The sequence below is a fragment of the Variovorax sp. FW305-3-2-15-B-LB1 genome (genome assembly GCF_058787635.1).
Genome location: NZ_JBYSZY010000001.1, coordinates 13,555 through 25,773, shown reverse-complemented (window position 1 = coordinate 25,773; position 12,219 = coordinate 13,555). Strand labels below are relative to the sequence as shown.

Here is a 12,219-nt window from a genome sequence, read left to right as displayed (position 1 = left end):
GATGGAAAACACCTACGGTCAGTTCTGCACCGTCGCCAGGGGGGCCGAGGTGTTGTGCGAGCGATGGACGCCGCTGGTCGTGCGCGAGTTGCTGTGCGGCAGCAAGCGCTTCAATGACCTGCATCGCGGCGTCCCGCGAATGTCCACCAGCTTGCTGGCGCAGCGGCTTCATCGCCTCGAGGAATTCGGTGTCGTGCGCCGCAACACCGTCGGCAAGGTGTGGGAATACAGCCTCACAGAGGCCGGCGAGGAACTTCGACCCATCGTCATGGCGCTGGGCCATTGGGGGGCGCAGTGGATCGGCAGCCGCCTGCGCGACGACGAACTGGATGCGGGCCTGCTCATGTGGGACATGCGCCGGTTCGCGTGCATCCAGGAGTTCCCGCCCCGGCCTGTGATCATCCACTTCCAGCTGCGCGACGCACGGACGCGCGAGCGCACGTGGTGGCTCGTGGTGGAGGACGGCGTGGCCGATCTGTGCCGCGACGACCCGGGGCGCGAGCTGACGCTCGTGGTGGATGCCTCCGTGCGCGCCTTGACCGAAGTGTGGACGGGCGACCGCACGCCTGAGCAGGCGCTTCAGTCGCGCGAGATCCGTGTCGATGGGGCGAGGTGCGACGCGCAAGACCTGTGGCGGTGGCTGGGCACCAGCGTGTTCGCCTCGACGCGTCGCGCCGCGGGACGGAAGTTGCCGGACGGCCAATCTCTGGCGCCGTAGCTGCTCACGGCGAGCCAGCTACGCCGGCGCAAGGTCCTCGTGGATGCAAAGGAAGTTGCCTTCCGTGTCCTGGAACCACGCCGCCTTTTCCGAGCCGAGCACGCAGACATGGTCGACCGTCTTCAGGTCGGGAAAGTCGTAGTCCTCGAACACCACGCCGGCGCGCTTCAGCTTGTCGATGCTGGCGGCGATGTCCGGCACCTGAAAGCTGATCGCCGTGTGATCGGCCTTGGTGCCCTCGGGCTTGGGGAACAGCGCCAGCGTGCTGCCGCCCACCGTGTAGACGAACTTGCCGTCGGGCCGCAAGCCACCCGCCTTCAAGCCCAGGCAGCCCTCGTAGAAGGCACGCGCGCGGTCCATGTCCTTCACGGGAAGCATGGTCGTGACAGACGAGTCGGACAGCATGGTGGGTCCTTTCGCACAGTTCGGCGCAGCGGGTGCCGCTTGGCGGCATGGCCTTGGCTGGCCGGGTGGTGGTCAGCTTACGCTTGAGGCGGGCGCGATGCCAGTGCGGTGGGTAACCTGTTTGGTGATGCGAGGCCCTTCGCGAACTCGCCTCAGGTGTTCAGGAAGCAGCGCGTCGTCGCCATCATCCGCACGTTCTTCGTCGAGTTGACGGAGGGCGTGTGCAAGAGGCGCAGGTCCATCAGGAAGACATCGCCGGCGCGCCCTGACATCTCGACGAGGCCGATGCCCAGTGGGTGAAGGCTTTGCGACAGGTCGCCGGTCGTCTTCAGAAGCTGTCGCAGTTCGGAGGCCGCAACCCGCCCCGGCGTGCCGACGCGATGCGATCCGGCCAATGCCAGCGTCGCGCCGCCGCCGGGTGCCACGTCGTCGATCAGGAAGAAGGCCTGGATTCCCGGCAGCGGATCTTGCGGTCGGGTCGAGACGTCGACATGCCAGTTCAAACCAGTGAGGGTCGAGGCGCCTTGAAGGGGCGGGGACAGCAGCAGCTGCGTGTCCTGGATGGCGGTTGGAGCGCGCCCGCCCAGGCGGGTGACGCAGTCGATCAGCGTCGGCGTCACCAGCGCTTCGTGCACGCCGGGCACCTTGACGAGCGCCGACAGCTTGCCGATCTGCTGGAAGACGGGGAGTTTGTGCAGCGCGCCGGGCAGGCTCCTTCCGCCGGACAAGGCTTTCAGGCGCTTGATCTCACCGAGCAGCTTCTGCCGCAGGCCCGCGATCTGCTTGTGCGGATGGAAGCCTTCCAACCGCACATAGCCTTTGTCGGTGAAGAAGTCGGTGTGAGAGGGCGTCATGGCTTGAAGCGGCCGCGCAGTCCGCTAATGAACGTCGCGCGGCGTGGAAGCAAGAATACAAGAGCGGCTGCACAGGGCGAGCATGGCTAACATCGGCCGAAAGCAGATCAAGGAGGACGCAGGATGACCGTGGTTGCAGAGACTTTGCGGATGGCGACGCTGCAGCGGCTCGGGGCGTCCGCGCCCTTGGTGCAATTGGCGATGGGCGAGTGCCTTCATGAAGTGTTTCGCACGGTCTGCCTAGGGCCAGCGTTCCTGGCGTACCACGGCGCCCGCGCACCCGACGGGCCGCCATGGGTTCCGCTGTGGGATCGCGGCAGCCGGGTGACGGGCCTGCGCGCGCATCCGGGTGGCCTGGAGTTCGTCGAGTTCAGCGTGGAAGACCCTCGCGCGTTCGAGCGGATCGCGTTGACCGAGCAAGGCTTCTGGGTGACCCGCTTCGACGCGCTGTATGAAAACGACGTGCCCGAGAGCGTCCTGCACGAGGCCGCGCGTCGGGTCGGGTTCCGGTACCTGGATCGGCACCTGACCGCGCGGGAAGAGGCCGAGGAGCGACTGAGTACCTTCAGCGATCACCGCCTGTGGCTGCAAGGCCTCGTGGCGGACATCGATCGACAGGCCAGCGAGGCCTGACCGCAGTGTTCCCACGAAACCCATCCCTTCGTTGGTGCATCACCCTCGCATCAGCTTTCATGCTCCACATGCCCGCACACCCCGCTGAGGCCGAACCCGCACGTGACACGACGTCCGCACAAGCGCAGATCGCGTTCTTCGATGCCGTGGAGCGCGGTCGCCTGCGCGAGGTCGAGGCATTTCTTGCGCAGGGCTTCGGTACCAACGATGTGCAGGGCTACGGTTTCAATGTGGGCGACTCCCCGTTGATGAAGGCCGCGCAGCAAGGCAACGCGCAGATGGTGAAGTTTCTGCTGCGTCGCCATGCCGATGTGAACTACCGCAATGCCAACGACGGCGAGACGGCGCTGTTGCGTGCAGCCAAGTTCGCGGGCTCTGGCGGCATCAGCGACACGCACGCCATCGACTTCCGCCAGACCCTGGCGCTGCTGTTGAAAGAGGGCGCGAACCCCGACACGCCCGATCGCAACGGCGGCCTTCCGTTGTTCTTCGCGCCCACGACCTGGGTCATTCAGGCGCTGCTGGCTGCGGGCGCGGACCCCAATGCTGCGACCAGTAACCCACCGCTGATCGAGCACGCACACGACCCTGCGCGCGTGCGGCTGCTGCTGGCCGCTGGCGCGCGGCCGGATGTGCGCGATGCGCAGGGCGCTTCGGCGCTGGCGGTGGCGGCGGAGAAGGGCCGCCTGGAAAGCGTCCGGCAGCTCCTGGCAGCCATGTCGCTGGACGCGGTGCGGGGCGCCGATGCCGATGGGCACAACGCGCTCGATGCAGCGGCCAAGGGTGGCGATGCGGGGATCGTTCGCCTGCTGCTGGCGCAAGGCCTGCCGGCGACCGAGCGCGCCGTGCGTGCAGCGGCGACGCATGGGCATCTGCAGGCCGCCCGCCTGCTGCAACGGGCCATGGACCCGCCGCAGTGGCCGTCCCTCGAAGCAGGGGCGCCGGCCGAGGCGCGGGTCTATCTGCTGATCCTGCAGCAGAAGCCGCAGGAGGCCCTGGCCGCCTACCGCGCCTTCGAGACGGTCGCTTGCGGACGCATGACGCCGTTGGCGTCGGCGGTCGATGCCGGCAACGTGGAGGCCGTGCGTGCCTTGCTGGCCCTGGGCGTCGACGTGAACCACCAGACCCCCGCGCCGCTGCGCAGCGAACTGGTGCCGCAGCCGCAGACCTCGTCGGGGCTGCCTCGCCTTGTCCATGTGCTGCCGCCTCCTTGCAACGACGCTTCGCTCGCGCCGCAGGCGGGTTCACCGCGTTGCTGCAGGCCACGCTGCCTGTCGGCCGGTTGCCGTTCGCACCCGCGCCCGGCACTGGAAGCGCCTTGCCGCCAGCGGGGTTCTGGACGGACAACGCCTTGATGCGCGCCGTGGAGCGGAACAACCTCGAGATCGCGCGGCTGCTGGTGGCGGCCGGTGCCGATCCGGCGCTGCGAAGCCATTACCCGCCGCACGCATCGGCGCAGGCATGGCTGCAGGCGCACCCGCCATCGCATGGCGCGTCGCTGGCCGCATGGAAGAAATTGCTGAAGCTGGGTCGGCCCTGAGATGCAAACCCTGTCGCTCGATATCCGAGGTTGGCTTTGGTAGATTCCGCCACTCCGATCTCCACTGACAGGAGCGCTTCATGGGTACGCAAAAAGAACTGCATCGCGGCCGCCTGATCGACCACATCGGACTGGTCGTTCGCGATCTGGCGGCCAGCAAGGTCTTCTACAGCGCCGTCTTCGAGGCGCTGAAGATCCCGATGGGCGGCTCCGACGCGCGCAACTTCTGGGCCGACGAACTGTTCGTGTCGACGCACGACAGCGACGAAGTGCAGGGCGAACTCACAGGGCGCCACCACATTGCGTTCCAGGCGCAAGACCGGGCCATGGTGGACGCCTTCTACAAGGCTGCGTTGGCGCACGGGGGACGGGACAACGGCCCGCCGGGTGAACGCGCCTACCACCCGGGCTACTACGCGGCGTTCGTGCTGGACCCGGACGGCAACAACATCGAGGCCGTGTTTCATGGCGAGGCCGATCGGAGTGCGGCTTCGGTGCGGATCAGGTTCTGATCCGTTCGAGGTGCTGCGTGAAGGCGAGGGCGGTCGTCAGGCCCAAGGGTACTTTCCCTGCAGCGACGCCAGCTCGTCCTGTTCTGCCTGCGTAAGCAGGGCGCCGAGCCGCAGCTTTCGCTTGAGGCTGCGCAGGCGCTTCAGGTCGTGTCGGAGCCAGAAAACCGTGCCGCCCAGCAGAACCAGGAGGCCGATGCATCCCCATACGAAGTTCTGCTTTTCACTCATTGCGTGACTGGTCCAGCGTTCGCCCTGCACTCGTGCAGTCGCTTCGGGCTGTAGTTCATGACGAGGAGATTTTCCGCGCTTTGGCAACGTGGGAAAAAAGAAGGGGCGACACCCACCTCGCGCCCCTTCCCCACAACTCACAGCTTCGGCGTGTACTTCACAGTGAACAGCACGTTGCGCGGATCGCCATAGTTGTTGTTCCCGTTGGCCTCGCTGTAGGCCGGGATGTAGTAGCGCTTGTCGAAGATATTGTTGATGTTGACGGCCAGCGCCACCTCCGGCGTCAGCTGGTAGGCCAGGCGCGCGCTCCACACGGCGAAGCCGGGCACCTTGTACGTGCGGTCGTAGCCCAGCGTGTGGCTCTGGATGCTGAAGCCGCCGCCCACGCTGAGCCGGCTCCAGTCGCCGGGCAGCTGGTAGTTGGTCCACACGCGCAGCATGTGTTTGGGCGTCCACTGGCTGAAGATCTTGCCCTTGTTGTCCGGGTCTTCGAGGAACTTGGTGGTGTTGTAGGTGTAGCCCGCCGTGAGCTGCAGCCGCGGCACGACCTCGCCGCTGACCTCGGCTTCGAAGCCCTGGCTGCGCACCTTGCCCGACGACTTGGAGCAGTACCAGCCATCGCAGGCAAAGCCGCCGTCGCGGTCGGTCACGGCGCGGTTGGTGTGGTTGTAGCGGAACACGGCCAGCGAGGTGTTCAGGCGGCCGTCCATCAGCTCGCCCTTCAGGCCCACCTCGTAATTGCTGCCGATGATGGGCTTGAGCCCGTCGCCCGAGACGGTGCGCTCGGTCTGCGGCTCGAACACGTCGGTGTAGCTCGCGTAGGCCGACCATTGCTTGTTGAGCGCGAACACGAGGCCGACGTAGGGCGTCACTTCGCCCGACGTGGAGACGGTGCTCGTGAAGCCCGCGGACTGGCTCGAATAGAGGTAGTCGTACCAGCTCAGGCGCGCGCCGACGATGGCCGTGAGCGGTTCGGCCAGCTGGGCCCGCCAGCTGCCGTAGATGCCCTTTTGCCGCACGTCGTAGTGCGTGTGGCTCTTCCCGCCGCCCGCCGCCATGATGGTGTCGTAGTTCTGCGCCGGGCGGTTGTGGTCGATGGCGAAGATGTTGCCGCCGCCGCTGAACCGGCGCGCGTACCGGTCGGTCGACTCGAACTTCGAGTAGTTGGCGCCGATGGTCAGGTCGTGCTGCATCGACAGTGCGTCGAAGCGTCCGCGCAGGTAGACGTCGAAGCCGAGCTTGCGCGAATCGAAGCGGGTGTCCCAGTCGGCGAAGTTCAGCCCGCTGCCGTCGGCTTGCACGTCGCCGTGCATGCGCTGGTGCTGCGCGCTGTTCTTCTCGTTCATGCCGAGCGCGGAGAACTTCAGCTTCCACTTGTCGTTGAAGCGGTGCTCGGCGTCGACATACACCGTGGTCTGCTCGATGTCGCTGTGGTTCCACAGGGCACCCGTGAACACGGAGCGCGGCAGGCCGATGTCGGTGCCGTCCGGGTAACGCGGAAAACCGCGCAGCATCGGACGCCCCTTGGCGTGCGAGTGGCTCACGCCGAAGCCGACGGTGGTGTCGGGCGAGATGTCGTAGTCGATGGCGCCGTAGAGCGAGCGCGTCTTGCGCCACACGTAGTCGGTGAACGAGTGGCTGCGGTCTTCGTCGACCACCACGCGGCCGCGCAGCGTGCCTTCGGCATTGAGCGGGCCGCCGGCGTCGAGTTGCGCGCCGTAGTGGTCCCACGAGCCCGCCTTGCCGGTGAGCGTGAGCGTCTTCTCGGGCTGGCCGCGCTTGCGCACGAGGTTGATCGCGCCGCCCGGGCTGCCCGTGCCTTGCAACAGGCCCGAGGCACCGCGCAGCACCTCCACGCGGTCGAAGAACACCGTGTCTTCGGTGGCCCAGTTGCCCAGCGAGTACATGTTGCGCGGCACGGGCACGCCGTCGTACTGCCAGGCGTCGATCTGGAAGCCGCGCGACGTGAGGACCATGCCCGGCCCCACGCCCTTGACGCCCACCACGCCCGTGACGTTGTTGACCGCGTCGCGCAGGTCGACGAGGCCCTGGTCATCCATGCGCTGGCGCGTGATCACGCTCACCGATTGGGGAATGTCCTTGAGCGCCTGCTCGCCCTTGCCGAGAGTCAGCGCGCGCGCCGTGTACGAGCGCGTGCCTTCGGTGGTGGCGCTGCGTTCGGCCTCGGCCGTGACGGTGACTGGTGCGAGCGTGGTGCTGCCGTCGGCGCCGGTGTCTGCAGGGCCGCCGATGCTCGAGCGGCGCAACGCATACGCGCCGCCCGCGCCACCCGCCGCCTCGAGGCCCGAGCCGGCCAGCAGCCGCGCGAAGCCTTCGCCCACAGCGTGCTGGCCCTGCAGGCCGGGCGAGCGCTTGCCCTGCGCGAGGGCAGGCGGAATCGTGATGCTCACGCCGGCGGAAGCGGCGAAGCTCGACAGCGCCTCGTCGAGCGGCCCGGGTGCGATGTTGTAGGCCTTGCGTGCTTCGGTCTGCACGGCTGTTGCGTTGGGTGCGCCCTGCGTCTGCGCGGCGACCGTCCCGGCGGCGGCGCACGCCATGGCGAACAACGCGCCATGCACGGCGAGCGACAGCGTGCGCAACGAGACGGTGTCGGAATCAAGGGGGGACGGTCGGCGACGGGCCATGGATTTCTCTTTCTCCTGCAAGGGGTGTGAAGTTGCTGTTCCTCAAGGCTTCACACGCGAGGAAAGAAAAGGGGACAGGCCGCGACAGAAAAAATCGCAACGGCCGGAATCGCCGCCGGCACCCGACGCCTCAACCGCCCGGCGCCACCACCGTGACCCAGTAGCGCGTGCGAAAGAGCACGTCCACCGGCAAGGCCTGCGGCAGGCTGTCGAGCACCGGGCCCGTGTCGCGCAACTGGAAGACGCCCGACACGCGCAGGTCGGCCACCGCCGGATCGCAGCGCAGCACGCCGGGCCGGTAGCGGCCCAGCTCGGCGAGGAAGTCGTGCAGTCGCATGTTCCTGGCGCGCAGGACACCGCGCGACCAATCGTCGGCATCGGCATCTGCTGCGGTGATCTCGCCGACGGCCGTCGAAGAGAACATGGCCTGCTCGCCGGCACGCACCACCGCAGCCAGGCTGCGTGCGCTGTCGGGGCGAACCTCGACCGCGCCGTCGAGCACCGTCAGCTGGCTGCGATCGCCTTCGTGCTGCCGGACCACGAAGCGCGTGCCCAGCGCACGCAGGCGCCCCTGCGCGGTCTCGACGATGAAGGGGCGGTAGGAGGCGTCGGAGGAGGGCACGGCATCGGGTGCGGTGTCGATGAGTATTTCGCCTGCATGCAGCCGCACCACGCGCTGCGTCGCGCTGTAGGCCACATCGATGGCCGTCGCGGTGTTGAGCTGCAGGCGCGTGCCGTCGGCCAGGCGCAGTTCGCGGCGTTCGCCGGTGGCGGTGCGGTGGTCGGCCAGCCATTCGCGCGCCGGCGACGCACGCCACGCCAGCCAACCGGCGGGCGCCGCAGTCAGCAGCACGGCGAGTGCCTTGACGGCGGTGCGGCGGTCGCTTCGCACCGCGCGGCCCAGCACCGGCATCGACAGCGCGCCCGGCAGCCTGCCGAACTTGCCGCTGACTTGCTCGGCGCGCTGCCAGGCCGCTTCGTGCGCGGGGTCGGCCGCCCGCCAGCGCGTCCATTGCGTGCGCTCGGCCGCCGTGGCCTCGCCCGACTGCAGCAGGACGAACCATTGCGCCGCCTGCAGGGCGACGGCCTTGTCGACCCCGACCGCCATCGTGCGTTGCACCGTCACGCGACCAGCAGGATGCAGCGGGCCATGGCCTCGGCCATGTAGCGCTTGACGGTGCGCTCGCTCACGCCCAGCTTCGCGGCGATCTCCGCATAGCCCAGCCCTTCGAGCTGCGCCATCAGGAAAGCCTGGCGCACCGGCGGCGCCAGGCCGTCGAGCATCGCGTCGATTTCCTGCAGGGTTTCGAGAATGATCGCCTGCTGCTCGGGCGAGGGCGCGAGCGGCTCGGGCAACGCGCTCAAGGCCTCGAGGTAGGCCTGCTCCAGCGAACGCCGGCGGTACAGGTTGGCCAGCAACCGCTTGGCGACCACCGTCAGGTAGGCGCGCGGCTCCCGCAATTGCCAGTCGCACTGCTTCTCGGGCGTGTGGTCTGGCGCGGTGAGGATGCGCAGGAAGGTGTCTTGTGCGAGGTCTGCCGCATCGAAGGCGTTGCCGAGCTTCCTGCGCAGCCAGCCCTGCAGCCACCCGTGGTGCTCGCTATAGAGGGTGTGGATGTGCGGGTGCAGAGCGGGATCGGCGGCCATGGCGGACGTAGTGCGGTGGCCAAGCCATCCAAATAAGAATTATTCTCATTGTATGACGACTGTGCACCAATGGCTACGTTCGGGGCAGCTGCACCAGTTGAAGCTCGTTGCCGGCGGGGTCGCGCAATGTGGCGAGGATGCCGCCCCAGGACTGCGGCTCGGGGAGGCCGCTGAAGGCGACGCCGAGTGACGAGAGTTCTGTGTACTTCGACTGGATGTTGTCCACGTCGAAAGACAGGCCTGTGAAGCGGCCTACCAGGGCTTGGTCTTCTGCAGGGGCATCTGCGTCGACACTTTCGACCACCAGGCTCATGGGTCCTGCGTCGAACACGCAAAAGCCCTGGCCGCGTCCGTCGGCCTTCAGGGGCAGGCCGAGGATCTCTTCATAGAAGCGGGCGGCGAGGGCGAGGTCCTGGACGAAGATGCGGGCGGTGTGAAGCTGCATGGTGCCTCCTGGGTGAGGATGAGGTGTGTACTGTCGAAGGGCAACAGATCGAGATGACCACTTGCCCTCGGTTGGGCATTGAGGTCAGGCCCAACCCGACGCATTGCGCAAGCGTATGCCACTCGCGTGCAGCGTGCTGTTCCAGACATCACGCAAAGGGAGCAACGAATCGACAACTCGCAACTCGGTGTGGCTGTCGTTCAAGGCCAGGGGAAGATTCGCGATTCTTTCGCAGCCCAGCGGACGCACCACGCTTCGACTGACGAACATGCCTGCGTCCTCAATGCACTCGAACGAGTGGACGGGAAACTCGTAGCGGAAGATCGAGCCAGATCGATGGCGATCCACCCAGGCTCGCTCTATGAAAGCAACGGCCTGTACGCCGCACGGAAGATCGCCCATCCACGCCATTCGATCATCGTGGCTCGATGCCGAGTGCGCCCAGACAACGATGCGCGGGCACTCTCTCGGAAAGAGATACAGCCGCTGGTGATCGGCATCGATGGCCCACACGAGCGGACCGTTGAGCCATTCCTGGCCGGGCCTGCGCAGTGCCGGCTGGCGCACAGAGCGTGGCGTGAACTGGTCGATCAGCCCGTCTTCGCTGAAGTGAAAGAGGCGCATGTCGGGGCGTCGAAGATGACAGTTGCGACGAAAAGGAAACGCGTCGTCAGCCGTTCGCACCGCCGTGGGCCGAAGGCATGCGTTCTCGGCGCCGATGGCGCGTGCTACTTCTTCGCAAGAAACGCTGCAACCAACGCATTCGCATGCCCATGACCCATCTGGTGCTGGGTCTTGAGCTGGCTCACGAGCTCCATGTGCTTCAGCGGGCCCGCCGCCTGAAGAATGTCCATCCAATGCGCGATCGGCTGGCCGTAGGTCTTCTCGATGGAGGGGAAGTACGAGGCGGGTCCTTTTACCTTGGCGGTCTCGGTCATGGGCGGTTCTTTCGCGGGTGAAGAGTGAGGTTCGTGAAAGGGAGCGAGGCCATTCTTACAGCTGCCAGCTCCTGTTGCTGGCATTGGGCTGGATCAGGTCCCACATGTTCCCGCACAGGTCCTTGAAGACAGCCACGACCCCGTGCGGCTGCTCCTCCGGCGGGCGGACGAACTCGACGCCTGCGGCCTTGTACTTTTCGTAGTCTCGCCAGAAGTCGTCCGTGTACAGGAACAGGAACACACGGCCGCCGGCCTGGTCGCCGATGGCGCGTTGCTGTTCTGGCGCCGACGCTTGCGCCAGGAGAAGGCAGGCCCCTTGTCCGCCCTGCGGCTTGACCACGACCCATCGCTTTCCTTGCCCGGGCACGGGGGTGTCTTCGACGGGTTCGAAGCCCAGCGTGCCGACGAAGAATTCGAGCGCCTTGTCGTAGTCGGGGACCACCAAGGAGACGAGGCCGAGTGATTGGTGCATGGGGTGTGGTCGGAGAAATCAGGGGCGGTAAGGTGAGAAGTCGTTCATGCTTGAGACGGAGGCTGAACCGGTGCAAAGCAGATGCTTGCGCAGAAATCAGTGTTAGTCACTGATACGCCTCATCAACTTGTGAAGGCTGCGGGATCTACGAATTTCACGCCAACGAGTTCTCGTTCAAATTCTTGCGACAGTTCATCTTGCACCGCAATCTGGCCAATTTGCGGCAGGTATGCGAGCGACGTAGAGGTCAATGCATCGGGTTTGAGAACGAGCTTCGTCACCTCCCTCATCAAGCCATGCTTAAGTAGTCGCGGATCAAATTCTGAATGAGCCAAATCGATCGCCGCGTCCTCCACCGTCAAGACATTGAGAGCAAAAAACTCACCCATCAGAATCTTCTTGCGATAGGTAATCTCTAGGGGAAGAAACTCGCATTGGCACTGATGCGCTTCCAAGAGGAGCGCAAACCGCCGTGAGACGATCCAAAAGGGGACCGTCATGATGAAGTCGGTCAGCCCCGCAGGGCTTTCCCGATCATCTCGAAGGGTGACCCTCATCCGCCCCCAATTCGGTTCGCAAAGCTGCCCCTCATTGAGTCCAACGTTCAAGTCGTCAAATAGCCTAGTCAGATCCGCTTGATGAGGAACCGCTTCCGGTGCAGGGATGCCGCGCCGAAGATTGATGGTCAGCAGCTTTGTCATGTAGATATTTAGTGTCTGCTTGGCCGTCTTCAGCCGTGCGGGCTTCCCAACGAATCGCTTGAGCTCAACGCGTTGGTGCTATTCATACCCGCGCTTCTGAATGGTTGCCTCTGCAACTGACTTCGGTGTAGCGATCACGGGGGCACTGTCCGCGATACGCTTCTTCTCGCTGCCCGTGAGAGTAGAACCCTTGAGCGACTCGGCCCGAGCGAGCAAAGCAGAGATGCCGGGGTTGTGCAGCAACACCAAGCCTTCTGGATTCGGCCTTGCTGCCAGTTCGGCATGCGACCCGGTGTCTCCGACTTTCAAAATGAGGGCCTGCGACATGGTTAATCCAACATGTGAGATGGTGAGAGCGACTACCACGACGAGGCGAAGCGGAATGTTTTGAGGGTTCATGGTCTCAACGTCTTCTCCTAGCTGAAAGCGGACGACTATGCCACCTCGGTGCCGCTCCTCATAAGGGACTCCAAGAGGAAGA

The 12,219-nt window shown here is 65.7% G+C and carries 17 protein-coding genes; 5 read left to right on the top strand and 12 right to left on the bottom strand.

Translation table 11 applies throughout. The features are described 5' to 3' along the window. Window position 1 precedes the first annotated feature (1 nt). Window positions 2-718, top strand: coding sequence for a winged helix-turn-helix transcriptional regulator (locus AC3WQR_RS00155; protein ID WP_492740838.1), 717 nt, complete (start codon window positions 2-4; stop codon window positions 716-718). Between the two features lie 18 nt (window positions 719-736). Here the strand turns inward: AC3WQR_RS00155 and AC3WQR_RS00150 are convergent, their stop codons facing one another. Both AC3WQR_RS00150 and AC3WQR_RS00145 read right to left on the bottom strand, forming a co-directional pair. Then, window positions 737-1,123 (bottom strand): VOC family protein, encoded by a 387-nt coding sequence (locus tag AC3WQR_RS00150; RefSeq protein ID WP_492740837.1) that lies wholly within the window; start codon window positions 1,121-1,123, stop codon window positions 737-739. A gap of 152 nt (window positions 1,124-1,275) precedes the next feature. Then, window positions 1,276-1,977 carry a phytanoyl-CoA dioxygenase family protein gene (locus AC3WQR_RS00145; RefSeq protein WP_492740836.1) on the bottom strand — a complete coding sequence of 234 codons (702 nt, stop codon included), beginning with the start codon at window positions 1,975-1,977 and terminating at the stop codon, window positions 1,276-1,278. A 123-nt stretch (window positions 1,978-2,100) separates the two neighbouring features. On the opposite strand from AC3WQR_RS00145, the gene AC3WQR_RS00140 reads away from it, so the two are divergent. The 4 genes from AC3WQR_RS00140 (at window position 2,101) to AC3WQR_RS00125 (ending at window position 4,662) form a co-directional block, all read left to right on the top strand. After that, the gene (locus AC3WQR_RS00140; RefSeq protein ID WP_492740835.1) at window positions 2,101-2,610 is read left to right on the top strand and encodes a hypothetical protein; all 510 of its coding nucleotides are present in this window, start codon (window positions 2,101-2,103) and stop codon (window positions 2,608-2,610) included. Between the two features lie 59 nt (window positions 2,611-2,669). Then, the gene (locus AC3WQR_RS00135; RefSeq protein ID WP_492740834.1) at window positions 2,670-3,965 is read left to right on the top strand and encodes an ankyrin repeat domain-containing protein; all 1,296 of its coding nucleotides are present in this window, start codon (window positions 2,670-2,672) and stop codon (window positions 3,963-3,965) included. Beyond that, window positions 3,962-4,150, top strand: a complete 189-nt coding sequence (locus tag AC3WQR_RS00130) for a hypothetical protein (protein ID WP_492740833.1) — start codon at window positions 3,962-3,964, stop codon at window positions 4,148-4,150. Before AC3WQR_RS00135 ends, AC3WQR_RS00130 begins: the two co-directional genes overlap by 4 nt. An 80-nt stretch (window positions 4,151-4,230) precedes the next feature. Continuing rightward, window positions 4,231-4,662, top strand: a complete 432-nt coding sequence (locus tag AC3WQR_RS00125; protein ID WP_492740832.1) for a VOC family protein — start codon at window positions 4,231-4,233, stop codon at window positions 4,660-4,662. Window positions 4,663-4,698: 36 nt separating this feature from the next. Here AC3WQR_RS00125 and AC3WQR_RS00120 read toward each other — a convergent pair whose 3' ends face one another. From AC3WQR_RS00120 to AC3WQR_RS00075, 10 genes are all read right to left on the bottom strand, one after another. After that, window positions 4,699-4,890 (bottom strand): hypothetical protein, encoded by a 192-nt coding sequence (locus AC3WQR_RS00120; protein ID WP_492740831.1) that lies wholly within the window; start codon window positions 4,888-4,890, stop codon window positions 4,699-4,701. A 137-nt stretch (window positions 4,891-5,027) separates the two neighbouring features. Beyond that, window positions 5,028-7,535: a TonB-dependent siderophore receptor gene (locus AC3WQR_RS00115; RefSeq protein ID WP_492740830.1), complete on the bottom strand. Its 2,508-nt coding sequence runs from the start codon at window positions 7,533-7,535 to the stop codon at window positions 5,028-5,030. A 130-nt stretch (window positions 7,536-7,665) separates the two neighbouring features. Continuing rightward, window positions 7,666-8,661, bottom strand: coding sequence for a FecR domain-containing protein (locus tag AC3WQR_RS00110; protein ID WP_492740829.1), 996 nt, complete (start codon window positions 8,659-8,661; stop codon window positions 7,666-7,668). Then, window positions 8,658-9,182: a sigma-70 family RNA polymerase sigma factor gene (locus AC3WQR_RS00105; RefSeq protein ID WP_070061085.1), complete on the bottom strand. Its 525-nt coding sequence runs from the start codon at window positions 9,180-9,182 to the stop codon at window positions 8,658-8,660. The genes AC3WQR_RS00110 and AC3WQR_RS00105 overlap by 4 nt, the downstream gene beginning before the upstream one ends. Before the next feature lie 73 nt (window positions 9,183-9,255). Then, the gene (locus tag AC3WQR_RS00100) at window positions 9,256-9,627 is read right to left on the bottom strand and encodes a VOC family protein (RefSeq protein WP_492740828.1); all 372 of its coding nucleotides are present in this window, start codon (window positions 9,625-9,627) and stop codon (window positions 9,256-9,258) included. 84 nt (window positions 9,628-9,711) lie between these two features. Beyond that, the gene (locus AC3WQR_RS00095; protein WP_492740827.1) at window positions 9,712-10,251 is read right to left on the bottom strand and encodes a DUF6886 family protein; all 540 of its coding nucleotides are present in this window, start codon (window positions 10,249-10,251) and stop codon (window positions 9,712-9,714) included. Window positions 10,252-10,355: 104 nt separating this feature from the next. Further along, a complete protein-coding gene (locus AC3WQR_RS00090) occupies window positions 10,356-10,565 on the bottom strand; it encodes a DUF4287 domain-containing protein (RefSeq protein WP_070061083.1) in 210 nt (69 codons plus the stop codon). Window positions 10,566-10,620: 55 nt separating this feature from the next. Further along, window positions 10,621-11,037 carry a VOC family protein gene (locus AC3WQR_RS00085; protein ID WP_492740826.1) on the bottom strand — a complete coding sequence of 139 codons (417 nt, stop codon included), beginning with the start codon at window positions 11,035-11,037 and terminating at the stop codon, window positions 10,621-10,623. Between the two features lie 122 nt (window positions 11,038-11,159). Then, window positions 11,160-11,738, bottom strand: a complete 579-nt coding sequence (locus AC3WQR_RS00080) for an imm11 family protein (protein WP_369629193.1) — start codon at window positions 11,736-11,738, stop codon at window positions 11,160-11,162. A 78-nt stretch (window positions 11,739-11,816) separates the two neighbouring features. Continuing rightward, window positions 11,817-12,137: a hypothetical protein gene (locus AC3WQR_RS00075; RefSeq protein WP_369629192.1), complete on the bottom strand. Its 321-nt coding sequence runs from the start codon at window positions 12,135-12,137 to the stop codon at window positions 11,817-11,819. Window positions 12,138-12,219: the final 82 nt, after the last annotated feature.